The sequence below is a fragment of the Gordonia spumicola genome (assembly GCF_009932475.1).
Taxonomy (GTDB): domain Bacteria; phylum Actinomycetota; class Actinomycetes; order Mycobacteriales; family Mycobacteriaceae; genus Gordonia; species Gordonia spumicola.
In genome coordinates this window covers 531,495-545,321 of sequence record NZ_BJOV01000005.1, presented here as the reverse complement: position 1 = coordinate 545,321, position 13,827 = coordinate 531,495, and the positions used below count along the sequence as shown (strand labels likewise).

Annotated in this window: 13 protein-coding genes, 1 tRNA gene and 1 pseudogene; 13 read left to right on the top strand and 2 right to left on the bottom strand. The window is 67.9% G+C overall.

The annotated features are described in order from the left end of the window. The first annotated feature begins 2 nt into the window (after positions 1 to 2). Positions 3 to 602: an oligoribonuclease gene (orn, locus tag GYB83_RS13765; RefSeq protein ID WP_161896004.1), complete on the top strand. Its 600-nt coding sequence runs from the start codon at positions 3 to 5 to the stop codon at positions 600 to 602. Positions 603 to 704: 102 nt separating this feature from the next. Further along, a tRNA-His gene (locus tag GYB83_RS13760) sits at positions 705 to 777 on the top strand. A gap of 192 nt (positions 778 to 969) precedes the next feature. Here GYB83_RS13760 and GYB83_RS13755 read toward each other — a convergent pair. Then, positions 970 to 1,698, bottom strand: coding sequence for an ArsR/SmtB family transcription factor (locus tag GYB83_RS13755; RefSeq protein ID WP_161896003.1), 729 nt, complete (start codon positions 1,696 to 1,698; stop codon positions 970 to 972). A gap of 24 nt (positions 1,699 to 1,722) precedes the next feature. On the opposite strand from GYB83_RS13755, the pseudogene GYB83_RS13750 reads away from it, so the two are divergent. The 3 genes and pseudogenes from GYB83_RS13750 to GYB83_RS13740 form a co-directional block, all read left to right on the top strand. After that, positions 1,723 to 3,114, top strand: a pseudogene (locus GYB83_RS13750) (mannosyltransferase YkcB-related protein); the annotation flags it as partial. A 65-nt stretch (positions 3,115 to 3,179) separates the two neighbouring features. Continuing rightward, positions 3,180 to 4,835 carry an SLC13 family permease gene (locus GYB83_RS13745; protein ID WP_161896002.1) on the top strand — a complete coding sequence of 552 codons (1,656 nt, stop codon included), beginning with the start codon at positions 3,180 to 3,182 and terminating at the stop codon, positions 4,833 to 4,835. A 285-nt stretch (positions 4,836 to 5,120) separates the two neighbouring features. Next, positions 5,121 to 6,446: an HNH endonuclease signature motif containing protein gene (locus tag GYB83_RS13740; RefSeq protein WP_228461484.1), complete on the top strand. Its 1,326-nt coding sequence runs from the start codon at positions 5,121 to 5,123 to the stop codon at positions 6,444 to 6,446. 24 nt (positions 6,447 to 6,470) lie between these two features. Here GYB83_RS13740 and GYB83_RS13735 read toward each other — a convergent pair whose 3' ends face one another. Beyond that, complete coding sequence (locus tag GYB83_RS13735; RefSeq protein WP_161896001.1) at positions 6,471 to 7,568, bottom strand: AI-2E family transporter; 1,098 nt, start codon at positions 7,566 to 7,568, stop codon at positions 6,471 to 6,473. 37 nt (positions 7,569 to 7,605) lie between these two features. Between GYB83_RS13735 and GYB83_RS13730 the strand changes: the two genes are divergently transcribed. The 8 genes from GYB83_RS13730 to nuoE all read left to right on the top strand — a co-directional run bounded on the left by GYB83_RS13730 (position 7,606) and on the right by nuoE (position 13,825). Next, on the top strand, positions 7,606 to 8,952 hold the full coding sequence (locus tag GYB83_RS13730; protein ID WP_161896000.1) for a YhgE/Pip domain-containing protein: 1,347 nt from the start codon (positions 7,606 to 7,608) through the stop codon (positions 8,950 to 8,952). A gap of 56 nt (positions 8,953 to 9,008) precedes the next feature. Continuing rightward, positions 9,009 to 9,404 carry a hypothetical protein gene (locus GYB83_RS13725; RefSeq protein WP_161895999.1) on the top strand — a complete coding sequence of 132 codons (396 nt, stop codon included), beginning with the start codon at positions 9,009 to 9,011 and terminating at the stop codon, positions 9,402 to 9,404. 7 nt (positions 9,405 to 9,411) lie between these two features. Beyond that, entirely contained in the window at positions 9,412 to 10,149 is a 738-nt protein-coding gene (locus tag GYB83_RS13720; RefSeq protein ID WP_161895998.1) for a hypothetical protein, read from the top strand. Positions 10,150 to 10,272: 123 nt separating this feature from the next. Further along, positions 10,273 to 10,635 (top strand): NADH-quinone oxidoreductase subunit A, encoded by a 363-nt coding sequence (locus GYB83_RS13715; protein WP_161895997.1) that lies wholly within the window; start codon positions 10,273 to 10,275, stop codon positions 10,633 to 10,635. 4 nt (positions 10,636 to 10,639) lie between these two features. Next, entirely contained in the window at positions 10,640 to 11,194 is a 555-nt protein-coding gene (locus tag GYB83_RS13710) for a NuoB/complex I 20 kDa subunit family protein (RefSeq protein ID WP_161895996.1), read from the top strand. Then, positions 11,191 to 11,856, top strand: a complete 666-nt coding sequence (locus tag GYB83_RS13705; protein ID WP_161895995.1) for an NADH-quinone oxidoreductase subunit C — start codon at positions 11,191 to 11,193, stop codon at positions 11,854 to 11,856. Before GYB83_RS13710 ends, GYB83_RS13705 begins: the two co-directional genes overlap by 4 nt. Beyond that, the gene (gene nuoD, locus GYB83_RS13700; protein WP_161895994.1) at positions 11,856 to 13,178 is read left to right on the top strand and encodes an NADH dehydrogenase (quinone) subunit D; all 1,323 of its coding nucleotides are present in this window, start codon (positions 11,856 to 11,858) and stop codon (positions 13,176 to 13,178) included. The genes GYB83_RS13705 and nuoD overlap by 1 nt, the downstream gene beginning before the upstream one ends. Further along, positions 13,175 to 13,825 carry an NADH-quinone oxidoreductase subunit NuoE gene (gene nuoE, locus GYB83_RS13695; protein WP_161895993.1) on the top strand — a complete coding sequence of 217 codons (651 nt, stop codon included), beginning with the start codon at positions 13,175 to 13,177 and terminating at the stop codon, positions 13,823 to 13,825. The genes nuoD and nuoE overlap by 4 nt, the downstream gene beginning before the upstream one ends. Positions 13,826 to 13,827: the final 2 nt, after the last annotated feature.

Here is a 13,827-nt window from a genome sequence, read left to right as displayed (position 1 = left end):
CCGTGCAGGACAAACTCGTATGGATCGACTGTGAGATGACCGGCCTCGACCTGGGCTCCGACAAACTGATCGAGATCGCGGCCCTGGTCACCGACAGCGACTTGAACATCCTCGGCGAGGGTGTCGACGTGGTGATCCACGCCGACGACGACGCACTCGCCAACATGCCGGACGTCGTCACCGAGATGCACGCGAAGTCGGGCCTGACCGACGAGGTCCGGGCGTCGACGGTGACTCTCGCCGAGGCCGAGGAGATGGTCCTGGCCTATCTGCGCCAGCATGTCAGCGCCACCGGCACCGTGCCGCTCGCGGGCAACTCGATCGCCACCGACCGCGGCTTCATCACGCGGGACATGCCGTCGCTGGACGCATTCCTGCATTACCGCATGGTCGACGTCAGCTCCATCAAGGAACTGACCCGACGCTGGTTCCCGGCGATCTACTTCGGTCAGCCGCCGAAAGGTCTCGCCCACCGCGCCCTCGCCGACATCCGTGAGTCGATCCTCGAGCTCAAGTACTACCGCGCGGCGGCCTTCGTCCCCGCGCCCGGCCCCGATGCCAAGGCACTCGCCAAGATCGTCGACGACCTCGGACCCGCCTGAACCCGCAGGTCAGAAACCGATTGGCGAAGATCGGCTAAAACCCGCTAGAGTATGACCCTGGCTCGGGAAACAGTGTGCGAACACTGGAAGTCCGTGCCGATGGTGGCTGTAGTTCAGTTGGTAGAGCACCAGGTTGTGATCCTGGCTGTCGCGGGTTCGAGTCCCGTCAGCCACCCCGAACAGACGCCCGACCGGATTCCGGTCGGGCGTCTTTCGTTTCCGGCCGCGGTCCGGTGAAATCGGACGTACCGGCGGCCTTCTCATCGCGGTGTCGACGGTCCCCTGGGTGTTCGGTCTGCTCGGCGAGTACGAACCTGCCCGAGCCGAACTCCCGCTCATCGCGGCGGTCACCGTTCCGTGAACGTCGTCACCCGAGGGTCCAGGGCTCCTGCGGCAACACGTCACCCGTCTCGAGCAGTGTCTTGAGGTTCGCGAGAACGGCAGGCCAGCCCTGACTGATGTCCCGTAGATCGTCCGGGCTCTGCAGGTTTGTGTGCGTGACCGTCAGTTTGACGATGTCGCTGCCCTGCTCGATGTCGAACGCGACGACGCTGATCTCGGCGTCCGGATCCGCCGCGGCGATGGGATCACCGAAACCGAAGACGAGCCGACGGGGACGATCGGTCTCGATCACCCGGCCGGACACATCGACGACGCCCGACCCGTCGGTCCGGACATGGTCGACGCGACTCCCCACCCGCCAGTCCGACGTCTGCGCGTGACCCCAGTACCGAGCCGTGATCTCCGGGTCGGTCAGGGCCTCCCACACCTGATCCGGCGTCGCGCGGATGTACGTCGTGTACACGTAGTCGGGTACGACGCCCGTCTGCTGCGTGGTCATGAAGCTCTCCTCTGCGTGTCGTTTGACGGAGGCGAGTACCGCCAGCGTCGGTTCTTCGAACTTCCAGATCCAGCGCTGCTGGATCTCGTGGATGGGCACCGCGTTGAGGTAGTGCAACTTGCGGCGACCGTCGCGGATCGACGTGACAAGACCCGCGTCGTCGAGCAGCGCGAGGTGCTGACTCACCGATTGCCGTCGCATGTCGAGTCCGTCGCACAACTCCCCGAGGGTCAGTCCCGACCGTTCGTGAAGCATGTCGAGAAGCCGACGACGCCCGGGGTCGGCGTCGCCCTCGGCTTCGCGTTCCTGACGAAGATGCTGCAGGGCCTGATCGTCCTGCCCGCGTTCGGGCTCGCCTACCTGCTGCTGGCGAACACGTCCTGGCGCAAGCGGATCGGTCAGCTCGCCGTCGCGACCCTCGCGCTGATCGTGTCGGCCGGGTGGTTTGTCGTGGTGACGATGATCGTCCCCGCATCGGCGCGGCCGTACATCGGCGGATCGACCGACAACACGTTCATGGACCTGGTCCTCGGCTACAACGGCATCGGCCGCATCAGCGGCGACGCCGGGAACGGCGGTGGACCGGGTGGAGCAGGCACAGCCGGTGGATCGTTCGGCGGCGAGACCGGCCTGAGCCGGCTCTTCGGCTCCGAGATGGGCAATGAGATCTCCTGGCTGCTGCCGGTCGCCGTTCTCGCGCTGGTCTTCCTCGCGTATGTCGCTGTGCGCAGCCGGTTCGACGGGCCGGGCTTGACCCGGATGGAGGGTGCCGCCGCGATTGCGTGGGGCGGCTGGCTGCTCGTCACCGCGGCAGTCTTCAGCTACATGAGCGGCACCATCCACCCGTACTACACAGTCGCCCTCGCACCCGCGATCGGCGCGGTCATCGCGATCGCTGCGATCGTCGCGTGGCGCCGCCGCGACCGATGGGACGGCCGCCTCACCATCGCGGCGATGATCGCTCTCGCCGCGGCGTGGTCGATCGTCCTGTTGAACCGCAACGACTTCGGGCCGACGTGGTGCCGCTGGGCGCTCGGCGCGGTCGCGCTGATCGCGGCCCTCACGGTGCTTGTCGGCGGCGCGCTCGGCTGGCGCCAGGCGGCCGGAGCCGCCGTCATCGCCGGCTCGATCGCAGGCTTCGCGGGCACCGCGTCGTTCGCGATCGCCACCGCCACCACACCGCACAGCGGTTCCATCCCGACCGCGGTCTCGACCTCCATGGAGACCGGCGGCATGGGTGGCCCCGGCGGCATGCGAGGCGGCCCGAACGGAGCACCGGGCCGCGGTCGTCCCACCGCGCCGGCCGACCAGGGCGACGGCCAGGACCGCAGCAGGTCCGGCAGTCCGGGCAGCAGCGTCTCGGCCGACTCCGAACTCGCCGCGCTGCTGCGCTCGACGACAACCACCTGGGCGGCCGCCACCAACGGCTCGCAGTCGGCGGCGGGCATCGAGATCGCCTCCGGCAAGGCAGTCATGGCGATCGGCGGATGGAGCGGTGACCCCGCCCCCACCCTCGACCAGTTCAAGACGTACGTGCAGGAGGGGAAGATCGGTTACTACATCGGCGGCCAGGGCGGCGACCGCGGCGGGAACTCCGAGATCGCCGAGTGGGTGGCCGCGAACTTCACCGCGTCGACGATCGACGGCCAGACCGTATACAAGCTGATCTGATCGACGACCTTCGTGCCCGGTACGCCCGGACCGCGCGCACCGCGGTCCGGGCGTATGTTTGTGCAATGCAATGGGCGGCCGCGGTCCTGGTGATCGCCACCCTCGTCGTGATGACGGCGGGCTGGGTCAAACCTGTCATCGCCCTGGGCGGGGCCATCGTCATCGCCGGATTGACGGGCATCGCCACCCGCGACGAACTGTTCGCCGGCCTCAGCAACGGCGGCGTGATCACCGTCGGCGCGATGCTCGTGATCGCCAAAGGCGTCGTCAAAACCGGCATCGTGTCCCGCGTGACCGGCAAACTGTTGTCCACCGTCGACTCGGCGGGGCAGGCCTTCGCCCGCCTGGCAGTCCCTGTCGGTGTCGCGTCCGGCCTGATGAACACGACGCCGATCGTCGCGATGCTCATACCGGCGAGCCGCCAGCTCGAACAGACCCGCGACGTCCCGGCGCGCGAACTCATGCTGCCGATCGCCCACCTGACAACGCTCACCGGGTCGATCACCCTGATCGGCACCAGCTCGAACCTGCTGATCGCCGGCATCGCGGGCGACGCCGGCGTCGACATGGGCATGATCTCGTTCGGCGTCGTCGCCCTGCCGGTGGCCGTCGTCGGCGTCCTCGTCATCGCCGTCGCCGCGCCCCGCCTGCTCGCCGGGAAACGCGCACCCGAACCGACGTCGCTCGACTGGCGCGTCGAGATCCCCATCGGCGAGACCGCCGTCGCCCGTGGGCGGTCCGCCGAGGCTGTCGGCATGGCCGTCGCCCGCGACTACCAGCTCGACTCGATCCTGCGCGACGGCCAGTACCTGCCCGCCGACACCGAACTGCACTCCGCCGACACCCTCGTCTACCGGGCCACCGAGGCGGGCATCCCGGCGCTCTGGTCGAGCCCGCACTTCGGCCTGCAGCCCGAGCGCCTGTACACGGTGTCGGTGAAGACCGGCGAGACCGGCACCATCAACGATCTGTCCGACGAGAACATCACCGTGATCGCCGCCCGCTCGGACGTGTCCCTGCGGCGCACCCCGCTGGTCCCCGGCGCGACCTGCTATCTGTCCGCGCCGACCGCAGACACGGTCGCCGACAGCGACTACGTGGCAGTGTGGCAGGCCGCCGCGAGTCGCGCGCCGCAGCCACGGAACACGTGGAAAGCCCTGCTCATCCTGGCCGCCGTCGTCGGCACCGCGTCCGCCGGGCTCGCACCCATCGAGTACACCTCGGTGGCGGGCGCACTGCTGATGGTGGTGACCGGAGTCCTCACTCCCCGATCCGCCGGGCGTGCCCTGGACTGGCCGGTGCTGTTCACGCTCGCCGGTTCGGTCGGTCTCGGCGCCATCGTGCTCTCCAGCGGGCTCGCCGACACCCTCGCGGACGGGATCCGCTACCTGGTCGACGGCAGTCCGCTGCTGGTGGTCGTCGTCTTCGCCGTCGTCACCGCGATCCTCACCAACGTCATCTCCAATGCGGCAGCCGCCTCGATCCTGACTCCGGTCGCGGTCGCGATCGCCGCCGACGTCGGAATGAATCCGGTAGTCCTGCTCGCCCTCGTCGGAACCTGCATCTCGTTCACCTTCCTCAACCCGTACAGCCATCAGACGAACCTGATGATGCTCGGGCCGATCGGCTACTCCACGAAGGACTTCGTGCGCTTCGGCATTCCCGTCCTTCTCGCCGGGTTGGCGACGGCCATCGCGGTCGGCGCACTTCTCGGAACCTAAGGGTTCGGACGCGCAGCACCGATTCGAGATTCGTCCGTTCGGACTACACGTCGAACATACGTGTTTGTCAGAAGTGATCCATATCATGAACGTAGTTCCTCGGTAGCGCGAGGAGCAGCACGTTACTTGACAACTCGATAGCGCCCAGTCCGGGCGAACCGAACCACCGGACCCCGCAGGGGGTACCAGGCAGGCGGTGGACTGCAGCGCAGCACCCGTTGTGACCGTACCTTTGCTCACCGACACCCGGACCGGTGCCGATGAACGCTGTCCACACTGCAGCTCATGGAGGGGGAAACCATGTTCGCGACCACTATCCGCGAGTTCACCGACCACGTGGTCGACGAACTCGCACCAGCCACCACCGCCGAGGCCGAGTCCGGAGACTCACCTCGCCTGGCCTGCCTGCTCGACCGGGCCTCGCGCGTCGGATTCGACGACGCCGACATCCTATCGGCGATAGTCGAGGTCGCCCGAGCCCAGAACATCCTGGCCGGCGCTCAAGCGTTGTTGGTCAGGGCCGCCGACCGGGTCGGGATCCCGGTCCGCAAACGATTGTCGATGCCGTCGTTGTTGATGGAGATCGGCGTCGCACCAGCCGTCGCGCACCGTACGGTTCGCAACGGCCGCCACGCCGAGAGGCTCGACTCGGTGGCCCGAGGGATGCGCGACGGCTACCTGTCGCCGGAGATGGCCGACGAGGTCGGGCGGGGTGTCGCAACTGTCGACAAACGGGTTCCACTCGACAACCCGGAGAAGCAGGTCCTTGCCCGCAAGCTGCTGCTCAACTCCACACCGGGAGAGGTGAAAGCAGCAGCCACGGCCGAGGGAATCCGTCGAGCAGCCGAGTCCGACGATCCGGCAGCAATCCCGGCGTCAGAGAACTCGGAGTTGAACGAGATGACCCTGACCTCCGACGACGAGGGCCGAACAGTCTCCTCGATCAGCCTCGATGCGCTGACCGGGGAAGAACTGTCCGCGGCGCTCGACCCGCTGATGCGGCCGGTACCGCAACCCGACGGGTCACGGGACCCGCGGTCCACCGCCCAGCGGCGAGCCGATGCACTCGGGCAGATCATCCGCACGTACCTCGCGGGATCGGAACGCCCCACGAGCGGCGGCGTCCTGCCGCACGTATCGCTCATAGTGCCCACCACGGGAACCCCAGGGGACGGGGTCGCCAGGCTCGGGTTCACCGGGCCGGTCGGCTCAGCGACCGTCGGCTTGGCGCTCTGCTCATCGGCCATCTCTGCGGTCGTCGTAGACGGGGAAGGTGTCCCGCTGGACGTCGGACGGGAACATCGCCTGATGACACCCGGCATTCGGAAAGCGCTGGCAGCCAGAGACTGCGGATGCGCGTTCCCAGGGTGCGGCCGGCCGGTCTCCTGGACCGACGCGCACCACATCGTCCCCTGGTCGGAGGGCGGCGACACGTCGGTCAGGAATGGGGTGCTGTTGTGCCGGATGCATCACACGCTTGTTCACAACAGCGGGTGGCAGGTGGTCCTCGGCGACGACGGACACCCGTGGTTCATCGAACCGGGAAGCTCGCAACCGATCCGGTCGCACGCCCGGAGGACGTTGACGTCTCACGCCGACGCGGCGGCGTGAGCGCGCCACCGCACCGGACCGTCCTCAGCCCGACTGCATCTGAGGCGCCCCTCGCAGGTCACGGACCGCGGCGACCGACTTCACGACGGCGGCGACGACCGGAGGACCCAACACCATTCCGATCATCCCGGCGACGGTGCCGCCGATGATCGTCGACAGCAGGACGAGCACCGGGTGGATCTTCAACGACGACCCGAGCGCCCACGAACTGACCGCGCTCTGGATCGACCCGTTCGACACCACGAACGTGACGGCCATGATCAACGCCGCCGTCGTCCCACCCGAGCCGAACGCGATCAGCACAACCACCGCCCCCGTCACCCATGCACCGATGTACGGCAGGAAGGACAGGAAGAAGTACAGGATGAAGATCGGAATCGGCAGCGGAACACCCAGGATGAGCATCGGGATCATGAAGATCGGGGCCGTGATGACGGCGGTCTTCGCCGTCCCCGAGAAGTAGCCGCGCACCGACTTCCGCGACAGGTCGGCGACCGTCGACACCTCGATCGGATCGAGTCCGGCCTTGGCGACCCAAGCGGGGAACCGGTAGCCGTCACGCAGGACGAAGAACAGGAAGAACAGCGCGAAGAACGTCCCGAGGATCAACGACAGCAGACCGTAGAACGTGCTGGTCACCACACCGAGAAGTCCCTGCCCGAGCTGCGGTGCGTAGTCGGTCACCGCCGTCCGCGCGTGTTCGGCGAGTTGTGTGTCCAGGTCGTGATCGCGGAGCCATTCCAGCAGCGCCGACCATCCGACCATCAGTTGGTCGTAGATCTGCGACCACTGGTCGACGATTCCGACGATCACGAGCGCGGACATCGCCCCGACCGCAACAACGGTCCCCAGCATGACGATCAGCGTCGCGAGCACGGGCGGCACTCGGCGTCGTCGGAGGGCAGCCGCCACCGGTTCCAGGACGATGCCGAGGATCGTCGCGATCACGAGCGGGATCAGAATGCCGCTGACGGCGCTCACCGCCAGCGCGGCGACGATCACGACGATGATCACACCGACGATCGACCAGCTGACGACGCCGACCGATCGAATCGCGTCGACCATGCGGCGAGGCGCGGCGCCTGCCGGATCGTCGGGCCTGCCGGAATCGGTCTCGGTCACCCGCCAACTGTAGACCGCGGCGCACTACTGTGGACGCGTGACCGATGCCGAACCCGACGTGACCGAGACCGACGACACCCGAATCGAGAGCGACGACCGCCACGACATCCTCCGCTCATGGCGGTTGTGGGTGGCCCCGGTGGTCGCGGTCGTCATCGCGATGGGCGCGATGGCAGGCCTCTACCTCGGCAGCATCCTCGATCCTGTCGGCAGCCTCGCCTCGTTCCCCATCGCGGTCGTCAACGACGACCAGGGCGCAACCGACCCGACGGGTGCACACCAGAACTTCGGCGCGCAGATGCAGGCGACGGTCGAGAAGGAGGTGGACCCGGCCAAGGTGACGTTGGAGAACCTCAGCTGGGCGGACGCCGAGGCGAAGCTGCGCGACGGCAAGGTCTACGGCGCCATCCGGGTGCCTGCCGACTTCACCGCGAAGACCATCGCCCTCGCCCAGGGATCCGTGACGACCGATCCCGTCGAGCGCCCGCAGATCATCGTCTACACGAATCCCCGTTCGGGCACGCTCGGCAGTTCGCTCGTGACGGCGCTCAGCAAGGGCGCACTCACCGAGATGAACACTCAGCTCGGCAAGCAGCTGACCGACACCGTGACCAAGCAGGCCGCTACGGCGGTGCCTCCGATGACGATCACCGGCACCGCGTCGATCGTGCTGGCGGCGCCGATCGACGTCGTCAACACGCCGTTCGATCCGCTGCCGACCGGAACCGGCATGGGACTGTCCGCGTTCTACTTCGCGCTCCTCGTCCTGCTCGCGGGATTCACCGGAGCCATGCTCGTGAACTCCCTCGTCGACTCGACACTCGGCTACATGCCGTCGGAGATCGGTCCGCGCGTCGTGATCCGCAAGGCCATCGGCCTCACCAGGACGACGGTCCTCCTGATCAAGTGGGCGATCATGGTGGTCACCAGCTTCGTCGTCACCGGCCTGTACATCGGCATCGCGACGGCCCTGGACATGCCTATCGACCACGGGTGGCAGCTGTGGCTCTACAGTTCGCTCGCGGCCACCGCCGTCGGCGTCACAGCGCTGGCCGTCGTGTCCGTCTTCGGCACCATCGGCCTGCTGATCAACATGTTCGTGTTCATCTTCCTCGGCCTCCCCTCGGCCGGCGCGACCACGCCGATCGAGGCGGTACCCGGCTTCTTCGCGTGGCTGTCGTCGTTCGAGCCGCTGCACCAGGTGTACATGTCGGTCCGCGCCATCCTGTACTTCGACGCCCGCGGCACCGCGGGTCTGACGCACGGCGTGTGGATGACCTTCGTCGGCCTCGCCTTCGGCGTGGCCCTCGGCCTCGGCGTCAACTGGTACTACGACCACAAGGGCCTGGCCCGCGCCGGCGTTCAGGTGCTGAACGAGGCCTGACACCCGGTATCGGCAAACCGGAGCTGCGGAACCTCGGGCGCGGTTAGGGTCGGACCGTGAGCCCGCAATCGGAACGCGTGACGCTGAGAGTGGTGGTGTACTCGGATGATTCGGGTACGAGACGGCAGGTGATCGAGGCGCTCGGGGAACGCCTGCACCCGGAACTGCCCGACCTCGAGTACGTCGAGGTCGCGACCGCTCCGATCCTGCTCGACCACCTCGACCGGAACACCGTCGACGTGGCGATCCTCGACGGCGAGGCGTCCCCGGCCGGCGGCATGGGCATGGCGAAGCAGATCCGCGACGAGTACGACCCCTGTCCCCCGCTGGTGGTGCTCGTGGCTCGTCAGGCCGACCGTTGGCTGGCCGACTGGTCCCGCGCGGACGCCGTCGCGCACGTCCCGGTCGACCCGATGGAACTGTCGCGCACACTCGTCGAACTGCTGCGATGATGGGCGGATGACGCACGCCGCACCTCGTCCCAGCGATCGGATCGACGCACTCGCGGCAGTCGCCGCGGTCGCCACCGTCGCCGTATTCGCCGCACCCGCCTACCTCGCGGGCGCCACGTCGACCCAACGCGACGATCTCCCCGGCGCGGCAGGCGACGCGTTCGCGGCCTTCTGGTCGGGGTCGACGACGGCGCTGGACGAGTTGGCGTCGTACTGGACTCGTTTCCACGCGGCCAAGGCAGTCCTCGCCACCATCCTGCTGATCGCCGCGATCGTGCTGACCAGGGCGCTGGCTCAGCGCCTCGGCGCGCGCACCGGCAGGGTCGCCGGAGCCGACGTCGCCCTCGGGACGGGACTGATCGTGTCCTCGTCGCTCACGGCACTGGCCGCCCTCGTCGTGATGGCGAACATCCAGGGAGCGTTCGTCCCGAGGTCGTCGCTGCTGTCGGCGGTCCCGCCCGGCGCCGCACATCCGACGGACACGTCATCGATGGTCGACGACTTCGGCCGCTATCACCTCGTGATGGCGATCGTTGCAGGCCTGGCCGCCGCGGTGACCGCGACGGCACTCGCGATCGGCTGGCGACGCCGTCCACGGGAGCCGCGGCGCGCGGTGATCGTGTCCCGGGCGTACCTGTCCGCGATGGCGCTCGCCACGCTGGCCGCCCTCGTCGTCTTCGCGGCGAACGTCTCGACCGCGGTCGATCCGACGACCGCGCTCGACGCCTTCTTCGCGTCCGTCTGAGCCGTCCTCGGCACGCCCTGACCGAACTCGCCGTTCACCTCGGTTTAAGCCGAAACAGCCCACGGCACACACCATTCCGTGCGTAGTGTGTGTCTTGAGTCACACAGTGGGAGGCTTCCGGACATGAACGCTTACGCACCGATCCTGGTCCTGGCCGCGATCGCGGCCGCGTTCGCGATCGTGTCCGTCGTGATCGCGTCGATCGTCGGCCCCAAGCGTCGCAACGCGGCGAAACTCGCCGCCTACGAGTGCGGAATCGAGCCGCTTCCGCCCGCCGCCGACATGGTCCAACGCTTCCCCGTGAAGTACTACCTGACGGCGATGCTCTTCATCATCTTCGACATCGAGATCGTCTTCCTCTACCCGTGGGCCGTCGCATCGGACTCCCTCGGCTGGTTCGGCCTGCTGGCCGTCGCACTCTTCATCGTCAACGTGTCGGTCGCGTACGCCTACGAGTGGCGTCGCGGCGGACTCAGGTGGGACTAGAACTGTGGGAATCGAAGAGAAACTCCCCGGCGGAGTACTGCTCACAACGGTCGAGAAGCTGGCCGGCTACATGCGAAAAGGCTCGCTGTGGCCCGCGACGTTCGGGCTGGCGTGCTGCGCGATCGAGATGATGGCGACCACCTCCGGCCGCTACGACCTCGCCAGGTTCGGCATGGAGGCGTTCCGCGCGTCTCCCCGCCAAGCCGACCTGATGATCGTCGCCGGGCGCGTCAGCCAGAAGATGGCCCCGGTGCTGCGACAGATCTACGACCAGATGGCCGAACCGAAATGGGTGCTCGCGATGGGCGTGTGCGCGTCGTCGGGCGGCATGTTCAACAACTACGCGATCGTGCAGGGCGTCGATCACGTCGTGCCCGTCGACATCTATCTGCCGGGATGCCCGCCACGGCCCGAAATGCTGCTGAACGCGATCCTCGCCCTGCACGAGCAGATCGCGCAGATGCCGCTCGGCGTCCACCGGGACGAGGCCGTACGCGCCGCCGAGCAGGCCGCCCTCGCGTCCAAGCCCACGATCGAGTTCACGGGACTGCTGCGGTGAGCGGCGAGACCATCGGCGCCCGACACGGACTGTTCGGCGCCACCGGCAGCGGCGACACGTCCGGCTACGGGCGGATGATCGCGCAGATCAACCTGCCCGGCAGCACTCAACGGCCGTTCGGCGATTACTTCGACGAGGTGGCCGACCTGCTCGCCGCCGGACTGAACGCGCACGGCGTCGCATTCGACGACGCCGTCGAGAACGTCGTGATCTACCGCGGCGAGATGACGATCCACGTCCGGCGGACGCACCTGCGGGCGGTCGCGTCGACGCTGCGCGACGAGCCGTCGCTCCGCTTCGAACTCTGCCTCGGCGTCAGCGGCGTCCACTACCCCGACGAGACCGGCCGCGAACTGCACGCCGTGTACCCGCTGCGTTCGATCACCCACAACCGCGAGGTCCGCCTGGAGACGACCGCGCCCGACGACGACCCACGCCTGCCGAGTCTGTTCCGGATCTACCCGACCACCGACTGGCACGAACGCGAGACGTACGACTTCTTCGGTCTGGTCTTCGAGGGCCACCCGTCGTTGACGCGGATCGAGATGCCCGACGACTGGGAGGGCCACCCCCAACGCAAGGACTACCCGCTCGGCGGCATTCCCGTCGAGTACAAGGGCGCCACCGTCGCGCCGCCCGACCAGCGGAGGTCGTACAACTGATGACCGACACAGCACGTCCCGAGACAAGCACGGTCACAGTCGGCGGCAACGACTGGGAAGACGTCGTGCACGCCGTCGCCGAACGCGCGGCGGCCGCCAACGTCGACGAACGGATCGTCGTCAACATGGGCCCGCAGCATCCATCGACGCACGGCGTGCTGCGCCTGGTCCTGGAGATCGAAGGCGAGACCGTCACCGAGGCCCGCTGCGGGATCGGCTTCCTGCACACCGGCATCGAGAAGAATCTCGAGTTCCGCACATGGACGCAGGGCGTCGCGTTCGTGACGCGCATGGACTATCTGTCACCGTTCTTCAACGAGACCGCGTACTGCCTCGCGGTGGAGAAGCTGCTCGGGATCACCGACGACATCCCGGCCCGGGCAAGCGTGATCCGCGTGCTGCTGATGGAACTCAACCGCATCACATCGCACCTGGTGGCGTTGGCGACCGGCGGCATGGAGCTGGGAGCGGTGACGCCGATGTTCCTCGGGTTCGGTTCGCGCGAGAAGATCCTCGACCTGTTCGAGGAGATCACCGGGCTGCGCATGAATCACGCGTACATCCGGCCGGGCGGCGTCGCGGCCGATCTGCCGGACGGCGTGATCGACAAGATCTCCGCGGTGCTCGACGCCCTGCCGGGCGAGATCGCCGAGGTCGAGGCGCTCCTCACCGAGAACTACATCTGGAAGGCCCGCACGAAAGGAGTCGGGTACCTCGACCTGACGGGGTGCATGGCGCTCGGCATCACCGGCCCGGTCCTGCGGTCGACGGGGCTCCCCCACGACCTGCGGAAGTCGGCCCCGTACTGCGGCTACGACGACTACGACTTCGACGTCGTGACCGACGACGGCTGCGACTCGTACGGCCGCTACCTGATCCGTATCGAGGAGATGCGGCAGTCCATCTCGATCGTGCGGCAGGCCCTGGACAAGCTCGAACCCGGGCCGGTGATGGTGACCGACCGCAAACTCGCATGGCCCGCAGACCTCGCCGTCGGCCCGGACGGCCTGGGCAACTCCCCCGAGCACATCGCCGAAATAATGGGCATGTCGATGGAGTCGTTGATCCACCACTTCAAACTCGTCACCGAAGGCATGCGCGTGCCCGCGGGCCAGTGCTATGTCTCGATCGAGTCGCCGCGCGGCGAACTCGGCGTCCACGTGGTGTCCGACGGCGGGACGCGCCCCTACCGAGTCCACTTCCGCGACCCGTCGTTCACCAACCTCCAGGCTGTCGCCGCGATGTGCGAAGGCGGCCTGATCGCCGACGTCATCACCGCCGTCGCCAGCATCGACCCCGTGATGGGAGGCGTCGACCGATGACTGCCCAACCCGTGTTCTTCAGCACCACCGAGCCGACACCGCCGATCGCATTCGACGGTCCGGCCGAGTATCCGGCCGAGGTCCTGGCGTCGTTGACCGCCGAATCGGACGAGATCGTCGCCCGCTACCCGGAGTCGCGGTCGGCACTGCTGCCGCTCCTGCACCTCGTCCAGAGCGAGGACGGCTACCTCACGCGCGCGGGCATCGGCTTCTGCGCGGACCGTCTCCGGCTGACGACGGCCCAGGTCGCGGCGGTGGCGACGTTCTACTCGATGTACCGCCGCGAGCCGACCGGCGAGTACCTCGTCGGCGTCTGCACCAACACGCTGTGCGCGGTGATGGGCGGCGACCGGATACTCGCCGACCTGTCCGAGCTGCTCGGCGTGGCACCGGGCGAGACGACGCCCGACGGCTCGATCACGCTCGAACACGTCGAGTGCAACGCCGCCTGCGACCACGCGCCCGTCGTGATGGTCAATTGGGAGTTCTTCGACTCCCAGACACCGGAGTCTGCGGCGCGAATCGTCGCCGACCTGCGGTCCGGGCGGCCGCCCGCCCCGAGTCGCGGGACACCGTCGCTGTGCACGTTCCGGCAGACGGCCCGACTCCTCGCCGGCCTCGCCGAGCAGCCCGGAGCCCGGCCGTGATC

Excerpts from the sequence above, each read along its gene's own strand:
- nuoE (WP_161895993.1), top strand. The coding sequence starts at position 13,175 with ATGACTGCCCAACCCGTGTTCTTCAGCACCACCGAGCCGACACCGCCG.
- GYB83_RS13755 (WP_161896003.1), bottom strand. The coding sequence starts at position 1,698 with ATGCTTCACGAACGGTCGGGACTGACCCTCGGGGAGTTGTGCGACGGA.
- GYB83_RS13745 (WP_161896002.1), top strand. The coding sequence starts at position 3,180 with ATGCAATGGGCGGCCGCGGTCCTGGTGATCGCCACCCTCGTCGTGATG.
- GYB83_RS13715 (WP_161895997.1), top strand. The coding sequence starts at position 10,273 with ATGAACGCTTACGCACCGATCCTGGTCCTGGCCGCGATCGCGGCCGCG.
- nuoD (WP_161895994.1), top strand. The coding sequence starts at position 11,856 with ATGACCGACACAGCACGTCCCGAGACAAGCACGGTCACAGTCGGCGGC.
- GYB83_RS13720 (WP_161895998.1), top strand. The coding sequence starts at position 9,412 with ATGACGCACGCCGCACCTCGTCCCAGCGATCGGATCGACGCACTCGCG.
- GYB83_RS13740 (WP_228461484.1), top strand. The coding sequence starts at position 5,121 with ATGGAGGGGGAAACCATGTTCGCGACCACTATCCGCGAGTTCACCGAC.